Source organism: Fibrobacter sp. (genome assembly GCA_017503015.1).
In the GTDB taxonomy this organism is placed as follows: domain Bacteria; phylum Fibrobacterota; class Fibrobacteria; order Fibrobacterales; family Fibrobacteraceae; genus Fibrobacter.
This window is the reverse complement of sequence record JAFVTX010000054.1, coordinates 18,196-40,411: the sequence shown is the minus strand read 5'-3', so window position 1 is coordinate 40,411 and position 22,216 is coordinate 18,196. Positions and strand designations below refer to the sequence as shown.

The window sequence follows — 22,216 nt, the reverse complement described above, 5'->3', positions numbered from 1 at the left end:
CAGTCGGCAGTGACAACCAAGTCGGTTGAACTGTCAACCGGGATCGATATACCGGGGAAAAGGTGTAAACCAAGTCAGAGAAACTGTCAACCCGGTCAGTAAAATCACCTAAAAAGTGTCAACCTTTTTCAGTGATGGTCAGAAAAAGGATCGTCTTGATAGAAAGTGTAATGATTTGTCAATACGTTTTTATACAATTTTATTGACTTGTGCTTATGAATAATGTATATTTACGGAAAAAGGAGCTTGACTATGGCTACGCTGCAAATGAGGGTCGATGATGACCTGAAAAAGAAGTCGGACGACTTGTTCCAGTCTCTCGGTATGGATACATCTACGGCTATCCGCATATTCTTGACTTTTGCCATTGAGCATAAAGGGATTCCTTTTGAAGTCCGTCATGCACCCGAGGACTTATCCTTGGAAAAGGCTATTGAAGATACACGTAGTCGCAAGAATCTCCATGGCCCTTATGCCACGGCTGCAGATGCTGTTGCCTCTATGCTGGAGGAATAGCCTTTGTTCCAGATTAAGTACACTAGCCGCATGAAGCATGATGTCAAGGTCATGAAAAAACGTGGTAAAGACTTAAACAAATTAATCGCTGTACTGGATAAGTTGTCGAAAGGTGAACCACTTCCGCCTAACAATCGAGATCATCAGTTGGTTGGAACTTTGTCCGATTTTAGAGAATGTCATATTGAGCCGGATTGGCTTTTGATGTATCAGATATTTAATGATGAATTGATTCTTTCGGCGACAGCGACTGGCTCACATTCGGATTTATTCGGAAAATAGGTTGACAAAAAAAAGAGGTGTTCTAAGAACACCTCTTAATGCTTTTTAGATCCTTTGACTACGAGGCTTGCGCCTCTCCGCTCAGGATGACACAATCCGCGTTTGCGGCTTGTGTCACTTCAGTTCCTTCAGCGCAGCCTCATTCTTCGCAATAATGTCCTGCTGCGTCGCGAGCTTGGTGCGTTCGGCGTTCACAACTGCTTCGGGGGCGCCGCTCACAAACTTTTCGTTCGAGAGTTTGCGTTCAATCGAAGCGGCGAATGCTTTGGCCTTCTCGATTTCCTTTTCGAGGCGGGCGATTTCTGCAGCCGGGTCGAGGATACCTTCCAGCGGGATGTAGAGTTCGCCACCGGGTACCACGGCGCTGGCGCTGAACTTCGGCTTCACGGCCTTCACGGCGACGCTCAGGTCAGAAAGACCCGAAAGTTCGGTGATGATTGCCATGCAGTCCTTCACGCTGGCTTCCGTTGCGGCGTCGTCGACGCTCACCACGGCGTTCAGCTTGGTGGCGGGGCTCACGTTGTAGCGGCCACGCACGCCACGCACGCTTTCCACCACGGCAAATGCCTGGTCGAATGCGGCTTCGATCTTTGCGTCAATGAGCGATTCGTCGGCCTTGGGCCATGCGCGGCTGATCACCATTTCGCTGCCCTGGAACAGGATGCTGTTGAGCTCTTCGGTAATGAACGGCATCACCGGGTGGAGCAGGTCGAGCACGTTCTTCAGCACGTAGCTGAGGATGGCCATGGCGTTCTTCTTCTCGGCGGTGAGCGTTTCGCTGTTGATCACGGACTTCTTGATTTCCAAGTAGCTGGAGCACACGTCGTCCCACACGAAGCGGTACAGGAACCCGGCGAGTTCGGCGAAGTGGTATTCTTCGAGCATGCGGGTGGCGTCCTTGATGGTCGTCTGCAGGCGGCTAAGAATCCACTTGTCTTCGAGAGCGAACAAGCTCTTGTCCATCGGGAGTTCGGCAGCAAGCGCACCGGCCTGTTCGAGCTGCGGGTAAAGGAAGCGGCAGGCGTTCCACAGCTTGTTGCTGAAGTTACGGCCGATTTCGAACTTTTCGCTGGTGTTGATTTCGCGGCCATCCGGCTGCTTTTCCTTTTTCACCGGCAGGCGCACGTCCTGGTTGTCGGTGCAGAGGCTTGCCATCACAAAACGCAGAGCGTCGGTGCCGTATTTCTCTTCGATATCCATCGGGTCCACGCCGTTGCCCTTGGACTTGCTCATGGTTTGACCATTGCCGTCCAGAATCTTCGGGTGAATATACACCGTGTGGAACGGGACCGTACCCATGTTCTCTTGGCTGAAGAGCACCATGCGGGCGACCCACAGCGTAATGATGTCGCGGCTCGTCACGAGCACGCTGGTGGGGTAGTAGCGCTTGAGCGTGTCGGTGTTTCCCGGCCAGCCCATGGTAGAATGCGGCCAGAGTCCACTGGAGAACCACGTGTCGAGCACGTCTTCTTCCTGCTTGAGTTCGTGACCCGGCACGGCGTCAGACTTCAGGTCTTCTTCCTGGCTGCACACCAGGTAGCCGCCGTTTTCGGCCTTGTAGAAGTAGATGTCGTCGCGGCCCGCAAATGCGGCCTTCAGTTCGTCTTCGCTAGCGTCGGTGTGCCAAATGGGAATGCGGTGGCCCCACCAGAGCTGGCGGCTGATGCACCAGTCGCGCTTTTCGGCAAGCCAGTCCAGATACTTGTTGGCGTAGCGTTCGGGGATAATCTTGATTTCGCCCGACTTCACTGCGTTCATCGCGTTTTCGGCGAGCACGTCCATCTTCACGAACCACTGGTCGCTGAGGTACGGCTCGATCACAGTCTTGGAACGGTCGGAGTGACCCACGTCCATTTCGTGGTCTTCCACCTTGATGAGGAGTCCGAGTTCTTCAAGCCCTGCCACCACGGCATCGCGTGCGGCCTGGCCCTTGAGGCCCTGGAACTTGCCGGCGTTTTCGTTCAAGCTGCCGTCATCGTTCATGATGTTGATCATCGGGAGCTTGTGGCGAAGACCCGTCGCATAGTCGTTCGGGTCATGTGCGGGCGTCACCTTCACGGAACCCGTACCGAAGTCCTTGTCCACCAAGATAGCATCGGCAATCACCGGAATTTCGCGGTCAACGAAGGGCACCTTGAGCATCTTGCCGATGAACTGCGCGTAGCGTTCGTCGTTGGGGTGCACGGCGAGGGCGGTATCGCCCATGATGGTTTCCGGACGGGTGGTCGAAACGGGGATAAATCCCGAACCGTCGGCCAGGGGGTACTTGAACGTCCAGAAGTGGCCCTTCACGTGTTCGTAGTAGATTTCGTCGTCGGCGACGGCGGTCTGGAGCTTGGTATCCCAGTTCACCAGGCGCTTGCCGCGGTAGATGAGGCCCTTCTTGAACAGGTTGAAGAAGGCGTGGCGCACGGCCTTTGCGCAGACCGGGTCCAGCGTGAAGCGCTGACGGCTCCAGTCGCAGCTGACGCCCAGGCTCTTGAGCTGCTTCGTGATGCGGGCTTCGTATTCGTCCTTCCACTTCCAGATGCGTTCCACCAGCGCATCGCGGCCAATGTCGTGGCGGGTCTTGTGTTCGTCCTGGAAAAGGCGCTTTTCGACCACGGCCTGCGTGGCGATGCCCGCGTGGTCCGTACCCGGAATCCACAGCGTGTCGCGGCCCGTCTTACGGCGGTAGCGTACCAAAATATCTTGGAGCGTATCGTTGAGCGCGTGTCCCAGATGGAGCGCGCCGGTAACGTTCGGGGGCGGAATCACGACCGAGAACGGTTCGCCCTTTCCGCTGGGTGCAAAACTGTTATTCTCAGCCCAGGTCTTATGCCATCGGGCTTCCACATCTTTAGAATTGTAACGAGTTTCCATAGTGGGCACAAATTTAGTAAAATGCCCCTATTGTCATTCCCGGCTTGACCGGGCGGACAGCACTTAAAGCTTTGCTTTTAGTGCGCATGGCCACCATGGTGGGAATCTCCCTTGTTTTTTTATTAAAAAGGGGAAGGCCTTCCCCTCGCTCCAGCCGAAAGTCATCCCCGCGAAGGCGGGGATCTCCCTTCGTCTTCCGCTACCCCTTCGCCTAGGGCGGACAGCACTTAGCGCTTTTATACGATACTTGGCAACTTGTTGCCATAGTAGAGTTATCCTCTTTGGGGAAGTGCTTAGTGCGCATGGCCACCAAGGTGGGGCTCCGCCCCTAAAACCCCATTCTTTTTGTAGATTTAAAAAAGGAATCCTGTAAAAAAATAGGTAAAGTGAATGTCTAATCACGTTGCAATTTTCATTGATGCGGAAAACTTGACCTCTTGGGTAAAGAACGGCGGTGTTGAAACCCTGATGGAAGAACTGCGTTCCCTGGGACAAGTAGTCGTACGCAAGGCGTATGGCAAGTGGTCTACTACGCAGTTGGCCCCGTTGCAGTCTGTGCTGAATGAAAATGGGTTTGAACTGATACATACATTCCATCCTGTCAGTGGGAAAAATTCTACAGATATTAAAATGACTGTTGATACCATGGAAGTGGCGATTGAATCGCAGGCCCAGTGGATTGTGCTTGCAACTGGTGATTCTGATTTTTCTCCGTTATTCCGTAAACTACGTGAACAAGGAAAGGACGTGATAGGTGTTGGTCCGAAATCCCCGCTCAGCGAATGTGTTAAGAATTCTTGCTCAAGGTATATCTACACGGATAATGCCGATGAGGAAAATGCTGACGAAACCGAACGTAATAGTATGCTCGTTTCGGAAAAAATTGATTTTATAGACATTCTTCAATCTATTTTGCAAGAAGAAGACGGCTCTATTCACTTGTCTGCGCTTAAGTCTAAAATGTTGGAACGGGACAACGCTTTCAGTGAAAAACGACTTGGATTTAAAACATTCAAGGATTTTGTAAATGCTACTGATTTTGCGGAAATAAAAGATGACGGGAATGGGACTCTTGTTGTGTCACTAGTCAAGAAGAAAGTGAATGTGCAAGAAGATGCACAAATGACTTTGGCGAAAATTTTGAAGAAGAAAGGGTGGGATGTTTTTCCGAAGGCGACTTTACGTAAAATATTTAAGTTGGTTTGTGATAAAACCGCGCAGAAATCAAAGAGCAAGCAGGCTCTTGTGCAGGAAATTACATCAAAGAATATGATTGGAACGACTAGTGGAATTATTAATCGAGTCCTAGGAATTTTTTATAAAGCAAAGTTGGTGAAAATTAATGGTACAGAAGAAGAAAAACTTTGGAAGATTGAAAAGAATAATAAATACTGGTACGAAATAGATAAGGCTATGCTTGATCGTTTGGCGGCCGGATTGAAAGACGCGGGCTTTAAAGCCAAGGAGTCAGAAATAAAAGCACTGCTTTATGGTCGGTATACGACTGATGATGAAGTTCATTCTCTCTTGTCGGCATATCGTGGTGTTATAGAATAGAAAATGAATGTTGCGATAAATTCCTTCCCTTTGTAAAATTTCCTTACACCCCTTGCCAATATTAGGGATATTAGGTACATTAATGCCCGACGCATCTCGCTTTACAAATGGCGAGGTGCGTTTTCGTTTTAATCAGCTTTCGGTTTCTGCGAAAACGCCTCTAACATCAAAAAGAGAGGTGCAAAATGCCAGAAAGTCAAAATATCGAATACAAGTCGTCGTGGAGGGATGAATATCTCAAGTGGATTTGCGGCTTTGCCAATGCGCAGGGCGGCAAGTTGTATATCGGCGTCAGCGACGATGGACAAGTATGCGGTGTGCTGAACGCCAAAAGGCTCATGGAAGATATCCCGAACAAGATTAGGGAATCGTTAGGCATGCTTGTTGATGTGAATTTGCTTTCTGCAGATTCAAAGGAATACATTGAAATATCGGTTCCTGCCAGTTCTGAACCCATAAATTACAGGGGAGAATATCACTATAGAAGCGGAAGTACAAAGCAGCTTTTGCAGGGGCCTGCTCTTACGCATTTTTTGTTGGACAGGACCCGGACAAAATGGGATGCTATGCCTGTTGATGGTGTTGAATTTAGGGATTTGGACAAGGAAAGCTTCGACATTTTTCGTCGTGAGGCAAAGAAATCCGGCAGAATGACTGCGCAGGATTTGGCGATGACGAATGAAGAACTGCTCGACAATTTGAATTTGACCGAGAATGGAAAATTGACTCGGGCTGCGGTTCTGCTTTTTCATCGCAAACCGGAAAGATGGTTTGGCGGTGCTTATGTGAAAATAGGTTTCTTTGGTGATGGTCCTGATTTGCAATATCAGGATGAAATTTACGGGTCGTTATTTATTCAGGCAGACAGGGTTGTTGAACTCATATATCTCAAGTATTTTAAGGCTCGTATCAGTTATGATGGCTTGATTCGTGTGGAGCGTTATCCGATTCCTAAGGATGCCATGCGCGAAGCCGTATTCAATGCGTTGATGCATTCTAATTACGATTCTGGGGTGCAAATCCAAATACGAATACATGAAGATCTCGTACTAATCAGCAATGATTGTGTTTTTCCTGCAAATTGGACAGCTGAAACGCTTATGCAGCGACACCGTTCAGAACAATACAACCCTAAGATTGCGAATGCGTTCTTTAGGGCTGGCTATGTGGAAGCCTGGGGACGTGGAATCGAGAATATGTGCAAGCTTTGTGCCGATTATGGCGTAAAGACGGAATATACGGTGCATCCTTGCGATGTAATGCTGGAATTCAAAATTCCTCAATTGGATGCTTCTGATAAACGGCCTGAAAAGGTCACTGAAAAGGTCACTGAAAAGGTCACTGAAAATCAGGCTATAATAATAAGAGAAATGGAGAAAAATCCCTTTGTTACGGCAATTGGTCTTGCAAAAATTCTAGGAATTTCGCTTAGAAAAACGAAAGAGAACATAAAGAAACTGCAACAAAAAGGGCTTATCCGTCGGATAGGCCCTGACAAGGGTGGTCACTGGAAAGTGAACCGGTAACTGTCGGATAATTTACAAAAAAACGCGCCCCAAAGACACGCTTACATTGAACTTTCCGAGCAATTCCTAGAACACGAACTGCTTACCCGCGAACACGCCCAAAGAAATCAGGTCGCCTTCGGTCACCCCCAGGAAAAATCCGGTGGGGTGGGCGTAGGTGTACTTGCGGGCGCCGACCCAGTCGCCGATAGTGCCCTTGTACACATCGTCGAATTCGATGGTGAAGTTCCCGAACTTTCCGTTCTTGCCGAAACGCATGCCAATCCACCAGGCTGATGTGGGAGCTATCCCGTTTTTCGCGTCGGAGTTGTCGATGTAGCCCAGGTCGCCCAGTTCTTCGCGGATTTCGTCGTAGTCGGAGCCTCCCTGGTAGGCCTGGATACCGCCGGCCACGCCCAGAATAACGTACTTGCCCAGGTTGGCATCGATGCCTAACAAGAAGCGTTCCTGTATGTTACTGAAACTGTAGGACTTTTTGCCTTCGCTGGTTTTCAGCCAGTCGTTGTAGTTGTCAGACCCGTTGATGCTGTAGGTTTTTGTCTTCTCTTCGTTAGTAAAGGTGACTATGTCGTTACAGTCGGCGTCTTCATCGCAGCTGAACTTGAGGGAGCCACCGAAACCACCCACTGCGGCGCTCATGAAAAAGATTTTGCCCAGTCGGTAGGTGGCGCTCACGTTACCGCCGCCGCCGTTCATCTGCTTGATGTTGTCCGCGTCGCCGTTGTGGGCCCAGAATCCGGAGGCCGCCACTTCGAATTCGGTAACGGCGCTATCCGAGGTGGCCCTGTGGGTCACGGGAGCGGGCATGGAGGCCGCACCCATAGAATGGAGAGTGGGGGAGCAGGCCGTTATCGCCATGAGTATCAAGCCGATAGCAAAAAACTGGACGAGTTTCTTCATTTTCCGCTCCTTGTAAAAGAATCTCCAGTCACAAAGATAGTAAACAGTGCTTTTAAAGGAAAGTCCCTTTGGGTTGGACATTTTTTCTAATTTTTTCCGCACAAAATCCCTTTTTTTACGACAAGGAGTCCAACATGGGTGGCTTTTGCGGAGTGGTTTCTAAAGAAGATTGCGTCAGCGACCTCTTTTTCGGGACCGACTACCATTCACATCTCGGAACGCATCGCGGCGGCATGGCGGTGCTGAAATCCAACGGAACTTTCCACCGCTCCATCCACAACATCCAGAACACTCCCTTCCGCAGCAAGTTCGAGCACGACCTGGCCACCTTCTCGGGCAACATGGGCATTGGCGTTATTTCGGATACAGACCCGCAGCCGCTGGTCATGACCTCCAAGCTCGGTACGTTCGCCATCGTGACAGTGGGCTTGATTACGAATATCGAAGAAATCAAGAACGAGCTTTTCAAGAACAACTGCATGCAGCTCCAGTATTCCACCACCAGTGGAATGGTGGGGCCCACCGAGGTGGTGTCCGCCCTCATTGCTACTCAGGATTCCATCGTCGATGGCCTCAAGTATGTCCACGAAAAAGTCAAGGGCAGCTGCTCCATTCTTTTGATGGACGAAAAAGGCAAGTTCTACGCCAGCCGCGACAGATGGGGCCGCACGCCTATCGTGCTGGGCAAAAAAGACGGCGCCATGATTGCCCTGCAAGAGAGCTGCGCCCTCCAGAACTTGGGCTACGAGCACGTCCGCGACCTGGGCCCGGGCGAAGTCGTGGAACTCACTCCCGATGGCGACACCACGCTGGTCAAGCCCGGCGACAAGATGGCCATCTGCTCTTTCCTCTGGGTCTATTACGGTTACCCTGCCTCCTGCTACGAAGGGCGCAACGTGGAAATGACCCGCTACCGCTGCGGTTCCGCCCTTGCAAAGCGCACTCCCACCGAAGCCGACGCCGCCTGCGGAATCCCCGACTCCGGAACCTCCCACGCCCTGGGCTACGCCCACGAGGCCGGCATCAAGTTCGCCCGCCCCTTCGTTAAGTACACGCCTACCTGGGCCCGCTCCTTCATGCCCCAAGACCAGAAACAGCGCGAGCGCGTGGCTTCCATGAAACTCATCCCCATTCCGGGGCTCATCAAGGACCGCCGCCTGGTGTTCTGCGACGACTCCATCGTCCGTGGCACCCAGCTCGGCAAGCAGGCCCAAAAGCTCTACTCCTTGGGCTGTAAAGAAACCCACATGCGTATCGCCTGCCCGCCTCTCGTGTTCCCCTGCAAGTTCATCAACTTCTCCCGCAGCAAGAACGAGTACGACCTGATTACCCGCCGCTATATTCGCGACCAGGAAGGCGAAAATCCGGACTTGGAAAAGTACACCGACCCCGATAGCGATGCCTACAAGGGCATGGTGGAATACATCCGCCAGAAGCTGAACCTCACGACCCTTGCGTTCCAGCGTATCGACGACCTGATACACGCCATCGGGCTCCCGGCCGAACAGCTCTGCACCTTCTGCTGGACCGGCAAGGACTACGCCGAAACCGGCGACTGCTACCACTGCCCCTGCGAAGGCGGCGAGTGCGCTTGCCACTCCAAGAAAGACAAGGAATAGTCCATATTAAAAAGGGGGAAGAATCCCCCTCATCAAAGCCTTGCCTAGGTGTCATCCTGAGCCCTTCGACAAGCTCAGGGTAAACTCCGTCGAAGGATCTAAGGCAAGTCTTTGCCTACCCCCACGCCTAGGGGCCCTGCCCCTAAGACCCCGCGGTATTTCTCGTCATCCTCGCGATAATTCTCGTCATCCTCGCGAAGGCGAGGATCCGCTATCATTTCGGCGTATCAAGATCCCGAAATCTCTTTAGCCTTCGCCTCGATTTCGGCGATGGCCTTCTTGCGACCTTCATCGGAATCTTCGTTAGAGAGCACGATGTTCACGAAAACGGAACCTGCCACCACGGCATACACATGCTTGGAGAGCACTCTGGACTGTTCGCCATTGCGGATGCCGAATCCGCCCAGCACCTTGGCGCCACCCTTACCGACGGTGTCAATAAAGTCCAGGGTCGCCTGGTCAATGGTCGTCTCGCTGCCGGTCGTGCCCGCACGGAGTGCGGCGTAGATGTACTTGAAGCCCTTTGAAGCCATCGTTTCGAGACGTTCCTTCGTCATGGAGGGAGCGGCCACCGGGATGTTTTCAAGACCGTGCTTCTTGCAAGCCTCGGTCAAGCCTTCGTCTCCGTCAAACGGCAAGTCCGGAATGATGCAGGCGGAAACGCCGGCGTCCTTGCACATCTTCACGAAGTTCTCGACGCCTGGCGTAAAGGCCAGGGAGCCGTAGGTCATGATGTAGATAGGCGTCTCGGGATGGCGTTCGTGAATCTGCTTCACGATGGCAAGTCCCTGCTTGGTGGAGTAGCCCTTTTCCAGCGCAATGGTCGATGCCGTCTGAATCGCCGGACCGTCGGCGCTGGGGTCACTGAAGGCCAGCTGGATTTCAAGGATGTTGGCGCCACCCTTCACAAGAGCGTCGGCGATGGCGATAGAAGTTTCTGCGTCCGGAAACCCGGCAATGAGATGAGACATTAAGTTCATAGTTATAATCCCGTTTTGTCATGCCCGCGAAGGCGGGCATCTCCTTTTATTTGTTCATTATCTCCGCATCATGGATGTCCTCGTTGTTGTCGAGGCGCTTGAGTTCGGCTTTCAAAAATTCCTTCCACTTTTCGGGGCGGAACACCGGGCTCGTGATAAAGATGTCCTTGTCGCCGCGGCCACTCATGTTGATGACCAGCGCCTTGTCTTTCGGGAGTTCCTTCGCAATCTTCATGGCGGCAGCACCCGCGTGGGCGCTTTCGAGGGCAAAGAGAATGCCTTCGTTGCGGGCGAAGAACTTCACCGCTTCCAGAGCTTCCTTGTCGAGGATGGCGGTGAATTCCACGCGGCCGGATTCGCCGAGGGCGGCAAGCTGTGGGCCGATTCCCATGTAGTCAAGACCTGCCGAAATGGAGCGGGTCGGCATGGACTGACCGTCTTCGTCAATGAGGAAACGGCTCTTGTAGCCCTGCACGATTCCTTCGCGGCTGGCGTTGCCTGTCATGCGGGCTGCGTTTTCGCCCACATTCGGCCCGATACCGCCGGCTTCTGCACCGATCAGGCGCACATTCTTGTCTTCGATAAACGGGGTGAACACGCCGATGGAATTGCTACCGCCACCCACGCAGGCCACAACCGCCGCGATGTCGATGTGGCGTTCTGCAGCCTGGCGCTTAACCTCTTCGCCGATGATGGACTGGAACGTGCGAACGATATCCGGGAAGGGCGCAGGTCCCAGGGCGGAACCCAGCACGTAGTGGGTGTTCTTGAAATTCGTGGCCCAGTCCCGCATGGCTTCGTTTACGGCATCTTTCAGGGTGCGGCTACCGCTCGTGACCGGCACAACCTTGGCACCGTACATTTCCATGGTGGCTACGTTGGGCTGCTGACGGCGGACGTCCACTTCACCCATATATACGACGCATTCAAGGCCAAGTTTTGCGCAGGCCGCTGCGGTAGCGAGCCCGTGCTGGCCGGCACCCGTCTCCGCGATAATGCGGGTCTTGCCCATCTTCTTTGCGAGCAAGCACTGACCGATGGCGTTGTTGATCTTGTGTGCGCCCGTGTTGGCGAGGCCTTCGAGCTTGATGTAAATCTGCGCACCACCCAAGAGTTCGGTCGCCGTCGGGGCAAAGTACAGCGGAGTCTCGCGGCCAATGTAGTCGCGCTGGATAACGTGCAACTCCTCGAGGAATTCCGGATCGTGGATGTACTTGTTGAACGCCGCTTCCAGGTCGTCCAGCGGGCGGCGGATGATTTCGGCAACATACTTGCCGCCGAACTTGTCAAAGAAACCGTTGTCAGAGGTGATCATAGTGGTTAGTAAACAGTGGTTAGTGGTTAGGATTTAATGTGTGATGGTCTGTTTTCAGTCGTCAGTATATAATTTGGCGCCAAAGGCGCGACTATAAGAACTCACAACTGACAACTCATAACTCATTACTTTTTTCTGGTTAAGGGTTAAACAAAAAAGGCCTTCGGGAGTCCGAAAGCCTTTTACAAAACACTTGATGAAAACAGCAAACCGGACTCTATTTCGTAGAGCCCCACCACCAACGGTTGAAACGGATTACTGCATTCATCTTCATGTGCTAAAATTTAGGAAGTCATGACCCCATTGGCAAGGGATTCCTCACAAAATAACACAAAAAATAAGGCGTCGGGAACACCGAGCGCCTTTTTAAACACTGGATGAAAATGGCAATACCTAAATCCCTTCTTTGAGAACCTCGTCGATAGCGGCGCTAGCGTCAAAGCGGATTGCCAAATTCATCTTAATGACTTCAATATATATACTAATTCGTTGTCTGTCAATGGGTTGTGACGCAGTTTTTGTAAATTTTTTTGCCAAAAAACCGCAATTTTGGGTCTGTTGAGTCCCATTTGTCGAAAATATTGCTCTTTTTTGCCGTTTTTTGCTTATATTTATGACGACATAGTTTAGAGTTCGTTCTTATTCAGACAGCTGGAAAACGACCAATATTTCATCGTCTAGGAATAAGGCCGATTGCTCGCACCCTGTGGTGTGGGTCGTTTGTGCCTGTCAGACGATTGGGTTACTTGGTCGTTACCTCAGCTGTTTAGGGCACTTGCGGTTCCACACCTTTTTTTGTTGTGGCGAAAGTGCCTTGAACAAGACGGACTCCGCTGTTGAATTTTCAACAAACGGAGGCTTTATGAGATGGAATGGTTTTGGGCTTGTCGTGGGAGGTATTTTGTCCCTGGGGCTATTGCTCGCGTCCTGTTCAGGAGAGAACGGGGCCGATGGCCGTGATGCAGATCCAGTAGACGTGGATTCTCTCGCAACGGCCATCAGGGCCGAGGTGACGGAGTCCCTTTGGGATACCCTGTACGCGAAACCGTATGTGGATACCGTCTATAAAATTCTCTTTGACAATGCTTTCGGTACGGCATGGATGGATTCCACCAGGCAAGCGCTGGTTGATAGCCTCAAGCAGGCGGATTACGATTCACTCTACGCGGCTCTTTACGATTCTGTCTATTATGACATTTACAGCCAAAGCATCATAAAGCAGCTAGATGCCTACAAATGGACCGTCAAAGAAGAGATTAATCTTGCCTTTGCAAACCAGTACCCGCTGATGTACAAGGATTATGTGAATAGTAATGGCGATATCTATCCGGTGCCTGTATCCGTAATAGTCCGCAATGCATGTCCTTCAGTCATATCCATTTTTGACACTGAGCCTTGCAGCTGGAAAAAAATCATGGTTAAGGCCTGGATCACTGACTGGACGGATACGGGAAGTGTTTCTGGCATTGTGAATCCCGACACAACGGATGTATTCGCTCCGCCTTTAATCTTTGACATGACTAAAGCTGTCAAACTTACCGCTCCCGAAAAGGTCAATATCCAGGTTCGTGCCTACGCACTGGAAAACGACCATGAAATCCTGTTCTATTCCGCATCCGAGCCGACCACACTCTACCCCGTGCAGGTCAATGGCTGTGAACTACAAGGTGTGAAAAACAGAAACTGGTGGTATGGAGTTTGGGTCACTCCCAACATGGATTCCATTCCGAACATCCTGAACGACCTGAAGAAGAAACTTCCGGAAGGCTCCGTAAAGGTTTACCAGAAATACAGCGACGACGAAACAGTTGTCGAGAGTTCCAAGCGCGTCGTCAAGGCAGTCTACGAAGTCTTGCAGGCAAGAAAAATCACTTATCTCCAGAACAACGGTGCAGGAAGTACAGGACAAAAAATAAACTACCCCATCGAGGCTCTCCGAAGCCGCGATGGTCTGTGCATTGAAACTGCTGTTTTGTTCGCCTCCATCTTGGAAGCACTGGGAATGCAGGTATTCATTGTCAATATCCCTGAACACGCTTTTGTAGGGTGGCGCACTGACAAGAATAGTAATACGTTGGATTTTGTGGAGACAACGCTGATTGGTGGAACTTCGACATTTGCCTATGCCAACAGTTCGGGCATTGAAAAGTTCAATGAGCAGCTTGATGCGGGAAATTTTGAATCCGGTGATGCGGAACTGATTGACATTGAAGCGGTCCGCGAGTACGGAATCGTACCCAACGATATTCCATAGGAGGAAAAACATGAAAAGGATAATCAAGTATACCGCTATATTGAGCATTCCTCTGTTATTTGCTGCTTGCAGCGATGATGGTAGTAGTGCGGGTGACCAAGAAGATAAACGGGATAATGTAAGCTCTCTTTATGAACTTGGGACATGTGGCTCTGCCAATAATGGTGAGAGAATTTTTGTTGAAAGTGAAGATGCTTATTATGTGTGTTCGAATGTGTGTTCGGGATATAGTGCCCGGGTTGCTGCGGACCTTGGTTCTGATACGGAAGGTTGTTATGATTGGATGAATGAGTCGGCTGACAATGGTCGTGATTCAAGGGATTCTGACGCAAAATCTAGCAGTTCTGTCATTGACCAGACAACACGTTATAGTTCTGCAACGGAGTCCGCTTATGGAAACGAAGAAGAGGCTTTCCTGTATAAGGAATTCTTCGTGGAAATTGATTTAACATTGTTTAAACAGGTTTCTGATAATTGGGAGAATCAAAATAAGCATAAGGGAGATTATAGTGACGGTGACCCGTGGATTTCATTTATTATCAAGACGTATTCTGATGATGAGTTGAAAGATTCTCTAAAAACGGATGTGTTTAAGCTTGATGACGATATAGGCAAGTGGACTGGGCATCAGTATTTCACAAAGAATTTCTCCGGTGGAGCCAATTCAGTGCAAATATGTCCCCAGGTATATGAACACAACAGTATTCAGTCAGATGTTTTCAAGTCTTCTGGCTACTGTTATATCATAAGTGATGCGGGGAACAAGGTCAATACACCTGTAAAGCAGAATGACGGTTATGCTACAGATTGCGAATTGGAGTGGACCGTGACGGTCAATTATAAGTAATCGCTGCGAACAACTCCCGCATTTTATCGCTGTTCTTTACGCCCGGAGCGTCTTCGACACCGCTGGAAACATCAATGAGTTCGGGCTTGAACTTTTCGCAAATTGTGCCGACATTTTCGGGGGTGATGCCGCCTGCAAGCCAGAGCGGAATGTCGCCTGCTTTTTCCCGAAGGAGCGATTCGGGGATGGTCTTGCCCGTTCCACCGGGAATGCCTTCGACTTTCGCGTCTAGGAGAATGCGTGGTTCGCCGTGGGTGCGGAGGTTGGCGACGGTCTGGAAATCTTCGGGAGTGCCTACGCGGGCAGCGCAGTAGTGGGCGAGGCCGGTGTCGGCAGCTGATGGTTCAATTCCGTGGAACTGGACGGCATCGAGAACACCTTCACGGGCGAGCTTGATGGCTGTCTTGCCTTCTTCTGATTCCGGATCGGTGATGACGCCGACGAGGAGCGGAGATTCCCGCCTGCGCGGGAATGACAAATTAGAGCGAGTTTTCGCGGCGAAACTGCGCACGAATTCGTCGGTAGTCAAGCGTTTGGTGTTGCTGAACACGAATCCCAGCATGTCGGCGCCCAGTTCGGCAGCTAATAGGCCGTCTTCGACACGGGTGATGCCGCAGATTTTAATGAGCGGATGAGGCCGCACGCTCCCTTCGGCAAGCTCAGGGAACTTTGCGGAAAACCTTTTGGCATCCCTGCGTTCGGCAAATTTCTTCCAGAACTTACCGCGGGCATTTTCGCGCCCGCTTTCGAACGCGGCCACAACTTCTTTAGCAAGTGGCGGATTCTTGGCCACAGCTTCGCCTACGAGGATTCCCGTAAATCCGAGACTGCGGGCATAGGCAGCGTCGCCAGCACTCAAAATGCCGGACTCAAAGACAGCCTTCGCAGGAAGCTTGCTACGCACTGACGCGGGAATCAGCGGGTCGGTGTGGAATGTAGCCAGGTCGCGGGAATTCACACCTGCGACAATGGTTTTTGCGGCATCGTCCCCGAGTGCGCTCGTGACAACAGAAAGCTTGCGGAAATCGTCCTTTTCGCGGACTTCCACAAAGGCCTGCATATCGAAAGACTGCGCTCGTTTCGCCATTTTCACGAGTTGATCGTCATCCAGGATGCGTGCAATCAGCAGCACGGCATCGGCGCCGCAACGGTACGCGATGTCGATTTCGTCTTCGTACAGCAAGAAATCCTTGCGGAGCACGGCGCATGCATGCAAGCCTTGCTGCCGGCGCTTTTCCATCAGGTCGGCTACCGCAATCAAGTCGCGGAGCGAGCCTTTAAAGAAATTGCCTTCGGTCAGCACCGAAACCGCCTGGGCGTGGGCCTCGGCGTATGTTGTCGCGAGCCCAACCGGGTCCAAGTCCGGAGCGATATCGCCCTTCGATGGCGATGCGCGCTTGACCTCAAGAATCGCACCGGCGTTCCCGAGGAATTCCGTATGGCCTACGCGTCGCTTTTCCGGAATGTCGATGCCAAAGTTAAGCCCAAGCCGTTCGATGTCGGCCTTGCGCATCCGCACTATCTTCGCAAGAATATCTTCGCTCATGTTTTTGTACTTCAAAATGAAAGGAGATGCCCGCCTGCGCGGGCATGACATCCATTATTGTTCTTTTAGCTATTCGTTTCGACCTTCACTTCCTCGATTTTCTTCAGCACCGAGCCGTCTTCCATCGCCTTCATGGCCATGTCGAAGCCTTCCTTGATGGTTGCAGCCTTCTTGCTGATGTAGAGGGCGGCACCGGCGTTCAGCGCGCAGGCGTACTTGATGCCCGGGCGGCCCTTGCCGTTCAGCACGTCGAGAGCGAGATTGAAGTTGTCGACGCCCGTACCGCCGGCGAGGTCTTCGGGATCCACGGAGGGGATGCCGAAGTCCTTGGGGTCGATGCGGTAAGTCTTGTACTCGCCATCTTCCAGGATTTCGGCGATGGTCGTCGGCACGCAGGGCGAAATTTCGTCGTAGCCGTCATCACTGATGGCGACCATCACGCGCTTCGCGCCGAGGGCCTTTGCCGCCTTGGTGAACGGCTCCAGCACGGTCGTGCTATAGACGCCGAGCATCAGGTACTTGGCTTCGGCCGGGTTCGTGAGGGGGCCGAGCAGATTCATGATGGTCTTTACGCCGAGAACGCCGCGAACCGGGCCGGCAAAGCGCATGGCACTGTGGTAAACAGGCGCCATCAGGAACACGAAGTTCGTCTTGTCGATGACGGAAGCTGCCTTTTCGGGAGCCATGTCCAGCTTGAAGCCTGCAGCCGTGTAGAAGTCGGCGGCACCGGACTTGCTAGAAACCGCGCGGTTGCCATGCTTTGCAATCTTCGCGCCACAGCTGGCGGCAATCAGGCCGGAAAGCGAACTCACGTTGAAGCTGCCCTTGCCGTCGCCACCGGTACCCACGATGTCGGTGAGTTCATCACCGCTGTAGGGGAACTTGCGCTTCTTGCTGCTGAGTACCTTTGCGCAACCGGCGATTTCGTCGGCAACAGGGCCCTTGCTGGAAAGTGCGGTAAGGATTGCGGCCATCTGGCGTTCGTCCATGATGCCGTCGGTCAAGTCTTCCATGAACATTTCGGCGGTTTCGCGGCTCAAGTCCTTGCCTTCGGTAAGCGTGTTCAAGATTCCACGCACGTCAAGCGGTTCGCGACGGTAGTTGAGGAACGCCTTGAAGAATTCGTCGGCACGGCCGCTGGCAATAGATTCCGGGTGGAACTGCACGCCTTCAATGGGGAGTGTCTTGTGGCGAATGCCCATGATGTCGCCGTCGGTAGCGCGGGCGGTCACTTCGAAGTCCGGAGAGAGCGTCGCTTCGTCAACGACCAGGCTGTGGTAACGCGTGAAGATGTTCTTCTTGCCGATGGTGCGGAAGAGTCCCTTGCCGTCCAGGTCGATTTCTTCGGCGATGCCGTGCTTGATGAACTTGGCCTGCACAATCTTCGCGCCGAAAGCGTAACCGATAGCCTGATGGCCGAGGCACACACCGAGAATCGGGAGCTTGCCCGCAAAGTGCTTGATGGCTTCCACGGAGATGCCGGCATCTTCGGGGCGGCCCGGTCCCGGGCTCACGATGAGGCGGCTCGGGGAGAGCTTTTCGATGTCGGCGATGGTGCATTCGCGGCTACGGAGCACGCGGATTTCTTCGTTAGTGATTTTGGCAAGCGCCTGGTAGACGTTGTAAGTAAAAGAGTCGTAGTTGTCGATGATGATGATCATAGTTAAACTCTGTGGTTAGTGATTGGTGGGGTGAGTTGTGGGTTGTGAGTCACGCTACGCGTCTTTGAGTTTTGAGTTTTAATAATCGCGCCTTTGGCGCCAAACTATATACTGATAACTCATAACTGATGACTCATGACTATTTTTGTCTATTTCTCCCCCTCCAGTACAGCTCTGATTGCTCCGAGCTTTTCATTCGTTTCTTCGAATTCGCGGTCGGCGTTAGAGGCCGCGACAATGCCGCCACCGGCCTGCAGGCTGATGGTCTTGCCCTGCTTGAGGCAGCAACGGATGGCGATGCAAAAATCTAAATCGCCGTCGGATTCCATGTAACCTACCGCACCCGCATAGAAGCGACGCTTGACCTTTTCGAGGCCCGAAAGGATTTCGATAGCGCTGATTTTCGGGGCACCGCTCACCGTACCGGCCGGGAAGCTGGAGCGCAGCACTTCAATCGCCTTCTTGGTCTTGGAAACCTTGCCCTGCACGTCAGACACCAGGTGAATCACGTGGCTGAACTTTTCGCATTCCATGTACTTGGTCGTTTCCACCGTACCGGCTTCGCAGACGCGGCCGAGGTCATTACGGGCCAAATCCACGAGCATTAGGTGTTCGGCGCGTTCCTTCGGGTCTCCCTTCAAGTTCTTCATCAGGGCTTCATCTTCGGCATCGTCCTTGCCGCGGCGGCGGGTACCCGCAATCGGGTGAATCGTCGCAATGCCTTCACGCACACGCACGAGGCTTTCGGGCGAGGCACCGATAAACTGGTGCGTACCGTAATCCAGGAAGAACATGTACGGAGACGGGTTCACCGTGCGGAGACGGCGGTAAATATCCAGCGCCGCGATGTCGCTTGCAAACTGGATGCGACGGGAGGGCACGGCTTGCACGATGTTGCCTGCGACAATATGCTTCTGCAAGGCTTCGACCTTTTCCACGTATTCCTTGCGGGACTGTTCCAGGTCGGTCATCGTAATGCCCTTGCTATACTGCGGTTCGGGAGCGAGGTAGCTGAAGTCCAAGTCGGCAAGACGTGCTTTTACGTTCTCGATGGCGGCCTTCAAATCAATCTGGTGTTCTTCGTAGTTCAGCGCGAACAGGTGAAGTTTTTCGGTAAAGTGGTCGAACACGATGTAGATGTGGCCCACCAAAAATTCCGCTTCGGGAATGTTGAGTTCGTCCACCTGCGGAGCGAGGCGGATAGTATCGCAGCGGGCGCAGAATTCGTAACCGAGGTAACCCACACCCGAGGAGGGAATAGGAATCTGGTTAGGCGGCACCGTATTTTCGGCAGAAATCAGCGTGAGGGCATCGAGAATATCGCCCTCGCCTTCCTTGAGGAAGATGCTTTCCTTACCGTCGATAACGATGCTTACGTCCTTGTCGTTCTGGCGCAGACGGAAGCCTTCATCTATCATCAAGGTAGAATAGCGGCTACGGCCATGCGAAAAACTTGCCGACTCGAAAATTGCCTTCGCGCCCAGCTTCTTGCCCAGCGAAAACGGGGTGTAACGTTCACCGGGCAGTGCCACGTAGATGCTGTCGGTACGCGGCTCGTAACCCGGTTGTTCTGTAATGTGCTTGATCTTGTTGGTCATTTTGATCCTCTGGTTTATAAACTCTTTTGCGTTCCTGGTTTAGGGTTTCGCAAAGGCTTTGGTTTCCGGAGGATTTCAATGATTTTGGTAAAAGAGAAAGGCCTCCGTGAGTCCGGAAGCCTTTGCTTTAAAATCTTGGGTGATTTGCGACAAATACCGGGCTCTATGTTAGAGTCCGCGCCACCAACGACGGTTAAGGGTTGCACATGTCACAAAGTTCATCATGGGCACAAAGATATCAATACAAGTTAACCTCGGCAAGGGGTTTCTCCAAAAAAAATCAAAAAATCGCAAATAAATGCATTTTTTTTTACATTGTGTGTAATAAAAAAGGCGCCATTAGACGCTCTTTTCATATATAATATATGTTGTCAAAAATGATTAAACTCGGTTACTGGGCCTTTGCTTCGGCTGCACCGTTGTTTGCTGTCGTAGCGCTCGAATCAGCCGCCGTGGCATTCGAATCGGCCGGGGCCGCAACTTCAAGCTTGGCAATCTTTTCCCAGTCTTCCTTGTCGTAGTTCCTCAGGAACATGGCCCCCTGGTAACCGCGGACAATTTCCACCGCCTTGGCAGTATCCTTCTGGCTAAGGGCGTCCTTGGCGTCTTCCAGCACATCCTTCTGGGCGTTCCGCTTGTCCAGGATTTCGCCCATGCGGTTCTGGCGGAGCACTTCCATGGTATCGCTTACAAATCCCAGGTCCCAGGTGCTGTCGAAGCAGGCTTCTGCATCCAGGTATTTTTCGGGGTTCGTGGCCGCCTCGTCAAAAAGGGCATTGCAGCGGGCGAAGGTCTCGGCGCTTTCGGTCTTGGAATGCTGGTAATACTGGTAACCGCCTACGATCAGGCCGATAACCACCAGCAAGAAGAGCCCGTCCTGCCATCCCATGACGGGACCGCTTGGCATCTTGGGCCTTCCGTTGACGGTTTCCCCGGCTTCTAGTTTTTCTTCTGCTTCGTCAAAAGGGCTTTTTCCGTTTAAGAAACTGAACATGATTCTACCTTACCTTTTGGATAGTGCGTCAAAGACGCGGGCATATAAATAAATCTGTTTCACGAGGCTTGCAAAGCCGTTGCTCCGGGTGGGGGAGAGCCCTACGTTCAGGCCGATGTCCCTGAAGAATTCCGGATTTACAGACAAAATAGCAGACGGCGTCTGGTCGTTGTAAATCTGGAGCGCCAGCGCTCCAAGTCCACGGCTAATCAGCGGGTTGGTGGTACCGCCTTCTACGTCCATTTCGAAATGGATGATTTCGCCATTGAAGTTCGGCACCAGGTACATGGTGGAGGCACAGCCCTGGATGATAAACTTTTCCGCCTTGAGGGCGGGGTCCATTCCCTTGTGGTTGCGGGCGAGACCCAGCAGGTATTCCCACTTGCCGTCGGCGTCTGTAAAGCTTGCGAATTTCGCCCGGAGTGCGTCTTGTCGTTCCTGGATAGATTCTGGCATGGTTCGACCTTAACGCAAGAACGAGCGCATTTTCCAGATGACTGAGGGGCAGGACCAGAGCACGTTCCAGAAAATGCGGACCAGGGTCTGTTTTTCTCGAGGCAGCCTGGAGAGCCGCTTGGCGGCCTTGTCCAGCTGGTCATCGGTAATGCTGTTGAAACCCGCCTTGGCGTTGGCGATTTGCTTGTGGCTCTTGCCCAGGGCTTCCATCCAGCGGGTGAGGGTAGAGGCCTCGATGGCTTCCCGATTTTCTCCGCTGTCCTTGAGCCACTGGTCCACCGCTTCGGCGGCAATCTTTCCGCTAATCAGGGATTCCACGATACCCGACCGGCTGATGGGGTTCACGCAGCTGGCGGCATCGCCCGCCTTGAAAAGCCCGCATTTGGCGAGAGGCTTGTCGGACTGCCCGCAGGCGATCATGCCGCCATAGACGGCCTTCACTGTCGCTTCCGGGTAGTTCTTTGCGATAAAATTCATGAGCTTCTGGCGCAGGGGCTCTCCGTTCTTTACGGTCTTGCCCAGCACGAAACCGACGTTCACTTCTTTGCCGTCTCGGGGGAAAATCCAGCCATAACCGTCCTGGAATTCGCTACCGAAGAACAGCTCGATGTGTTCGGGGCTGTGTTTGATGCCGTCTGCTACGGCGAAAATCCCTGTTTCCAGGTCCGTATCGCCGGACTCGATTCCGTCAAGGCAGGGGATATTCCGGGTGAGCCTGCACCCGGGGCCCGAGGCGTCAATGATGGTCTTTGCCGACAGGGTGACGGATTCGTCTCCCTGGGATACCTGGACGTTCCAGCCAGTCTCGGTGCGTTCCAGCTTGTGGATAAGGGTGTCAAAATGGCATTCTACCCCGTGGTTCTTTGCAGAATCGGCGATGCTCTTGTGGAACAGGGCCCTGTTGAGAATCAGGCCGCAGTCCTTGCTGTAGAACTCGGCGCGGTAACGCTTGGGCGAGGTAAAGTAAATGCCCGAAAGTTTGCCCCGCACAAAGGCTGGGTCAATGGGCCAAAGGGCCGCAAGCCTATCAGCAGAAACTGCCTCTGCACAAAAGATGGGTTCCTTCCAGGGGGCTTTCTTGTCCAAAAGAAGAATCCGTCTGGCAGTGCCGGTCAAGTACCCTAGGGTGCAGGCCGCCATCAGCCCGGCAGGACCGGCCCCGCAGACTATGACATCGTACTCTTTTTGAGCGAAATTTGACATTTCAAGGCAAAAAATAGCATTGTTTTACATTTTTCTTGCCTTTATCTGAATTTTTTTATTTATTTTAGGGGTATCCGTTATTTTGGATTTTCCATAAAGG

General features: G+C 52.4%; 17 protein-coding genes. 7 read left to right on the top strand and 10 right to left on the bottom strand.

Going from position 1 to position 22,216, the window contains the following annotated elements; all coding sequences use genetic code 11:
* Positions 1 to 252: 252 nt before the first annotated feature.
* Both IKB43_10195 and IKB43_10190 read left to right on the top strand, forming a co-directional pair.
* Positions 253 to 516, top strand: a complete 264-nt coding sequence (locus IKB43_10195; GenBank protein ID MBR2470495.1) for a type II toxin-antitoxin system RelB/DinJ family antitoxin — start codon at positions 253 to 255, stop codon at positions 514 to 516.
* 3 nt (positions 517 to 519) lie between these two features.
* Positions 520 to 798 carry a type II toxin-antitoxin system YafQ family toxin gene (locus IKB43_10190; protein ID MBR2470494.1) on the top strand — a complete coding sequence of 93 codons (279 nt, stop codon included), beginning with the start codon at positions 520 to 522 and terminating at the stop codon, positions 796 to 798.
* A gap of 114 nt (positions 799 to 912) precedes the next feature.
* On the opposite strand, the gene IKB43_10185 is transcribed toward IKB43_10190, so the two are convergent.
* Positions 913 to 3,660, bottom strand: a complete 2,748-nt coding sequence (locus IKB43_10185) for a valine--tRNA ligase (GenBank protein ID MBR2470493.1) — start codon at positions 3,658 to 3,660, stop codon at positions 913 to 915.
* A gap of 390 nt (positions 3,661 to 4,050) precedes the next feature.
* On the opposite strand from IKB43_10185, the gene IKB43_10180 reads away from it, so the two are divergent.
* Together IKB43_10180 and IKB43_10175 are read left to right on the top strand one after the other, a co-directional pair.
* Positions 4,051 to 5,217, top strand: a complete 1,167-nt coding sequence (locus tag IKB43_10180) for an NYN domain-containing protein (protein ID MBR2470492.1) — start codon at positions 4,051 to 4,053, stop codon at positions 5,215 to 5,217.
* A 185-nt stretch (positions 5,218 to 5,402) separates the two neighbouring features.
* The gene (locus IKB43_10175) at positions 5,403 to 6,743 is read left to right on the top strand and encodes a putative DNA binding domain-containing protein (protein ID MBR2470491.1); all 1,341 of its coding nucleotides are present in this window, start codon (positions 5,403 to 5,405) and stop codon (positions 6,741 to 6,743) included.
* 66 nt (positions 6,744 to 6,809) lie between these two features.
* Here the strand turns inward: IKB43_10175 and IKB43_10170 are convergent, their stop codons facing one another.
* Positions 6,810 to 7,643 carry a hypothetical protein gene (locus IKB43_10170; protein MBR2470490.1) on the bottom strand — a complete coding sequence of 278 codons (834 nt, stop codon included), beginning with the start codon at positions 7,641 to 7,643 and terminating at the stop codon, positions 6,810 to 6,812.
* A 134-nt stretch (positions 7,644 to 7,777) separates the two neighbouring features.
* Here IKB43_10170 and IKB43_10165 point away from each other — a divergent pair, with 134 nt between their 5' ends.
* The gene (locus tag IKB43_10165; GenBank protein ID MBR2470489.1) at positions 7,778 to 9,262 is read left to right on the top strand and encodes an amidophosphoribosyltransferase; all 1,485 of its coding nucleotides are present in this window, start codon (positions 7,778 to 7,780) and stop codon (positions 9,260 to 9,262) included.
* 227 nt (positions 9,263 to 9,489) lie between these two features.
* Here IKB43_10165 and trpA read toward each other — a convergent pair whose 3' ends face one another.
* Together trpA and trpB are read right to left on the bottom strand one after the other, a co-directional pair.
* Entirely contained in the window at positions 9,490 to 10,242 is a 753-nt protein-coding gene (gene trpA / locus IKB43_10160) for a tryptophan synthase subunit alpha (GenBank protein MBR2470488.1), read from the bottom strand.
* 46 nt (positions 10,243 to 10,288) lie between these two features.
* A complete protein-coding gene (gene trpB, locus IKB43_10155) occupies positions 10,289 to 11,557 on the bottom strand; it encodes a tryptophan synthase subunit beta (GenBank protein MBR2470487.1) in 1,269 nt (422 codons plus the stop codon).
* A gap of 862 nt (positions 11,558 to 12,419) precedes the next feature.
* Here trpB and IKB43_10150 point away from each other — a divergent pair.
* Positions 12,420 to 13,811, top strand: coding sequence for a hypothetical protein (locus IKB43_10150; protein ID MBR2470486.1), 1,392 nt, complete (start codon positions 12,420 to 12,422; stop codon positions 13,809 to 13,811).
* A gap of 10 nt (positions 13,812 to 13,821) precedes the next feature.
* The gene (locus IKB43_10145; protein ID MBR2470485.1) at positions 13,822 to 14,658 is read left to right on the top strand and encodes a hypothetical protein; all 837 of its coding nucleotides are present in this window, start codon (positions 13,822 to 13,824) and stop codon (positions 14,656 to 14,658) included.
* Here the strand turns inward: IKB43_10145 and IKB43_10140 are convergent.
* The 6 genes from IKB43_10140 to IKB43_10115 all read right to left on the bottom strand — a co-directional run bounded on the left by IKB43_10140 (position 14,645) and on the right by IKB43_10115 (position 22,116).
* The gene (locus IKB43_10140; protein ID MBR2470484.1) at positions 14,645 to 16,204 is read right to left on the bottom strand and encodes a bifunctional indole-3-glycerol phosphate synthase/phosphoribosylanthranilate isomerase; all 1,560 of its coding nucleotides are present in this window, start codon (positions 16,202 to 16,204) and stop codon (positions 14,645 to 14,647) included. The genes IKB43_10145 and IKB43_10140 overlap by 14 nt on opposite strands.
* A 65-nt stretch (positions 16,205 to 16,269) precedes the next feature.
* A complete protein-coding gene (locus tag IKB43_10135; GenBank protein MBR2470483.1) occupies positions 16,270 to 17,865 on the bottom strand; it encodes a bifunctional anthranilate synthase component II/anthranilate phosphoribosyltransferase in 1,596 nt (531 codons plus the stop codon).
* Between the two features lie 149 nt (positions 17,866 to 18,014).
* A complete protein-coding gene (locus tag IKB43_10130; GenBank protein MBR2470482.1) occupies positions 18,015 to 19,463 on the bottom strand; it encodes a chorismate-binding protein in 1,449 nt (482 codons plus the stop codon).
* Positions 19,464 to 19,854: 391 nt separating this feature from the next.
* Positions 19,855 to 20,457: a hypothetical protein gene (locus IKB43_10125; protein MBR2470481.1), complete on the bottom strand. Its 603-nt coding sequence runs from the start codon at positions 20,455 to 20,457 to the stop codon at positions 19,855 to 19,857.
* A gap of 9 nt (positions 20,458 to 20,466) precedes the next feature.
* Entirely contained in the window at positions 20,467 to 20,913 is a 447-nt protein-coding gene (locus tag IKB43_10120) for a SufE family protein (GenBank protein MBR2470480.1), read from the bottom strand.
* Between the two features lie 9 nt (positions 20,914 to 20,922).
* The gene (locus IKB43_10115; protein MBR2470479.1) at positions 20,923 to 22,116 is read right to left on the bottom strand and encodes an NAD(P)/FAD-dependent oxidoreductase; all 1,194 of its coding nucleotides are present in this window, start codon (positions 22,114 to 22,116) and stop codon (positions 20,923 to 20,925) included.
* Between the last annotated feature and the right edge of the window lie 100 nt (positions 22,117 to 22,216).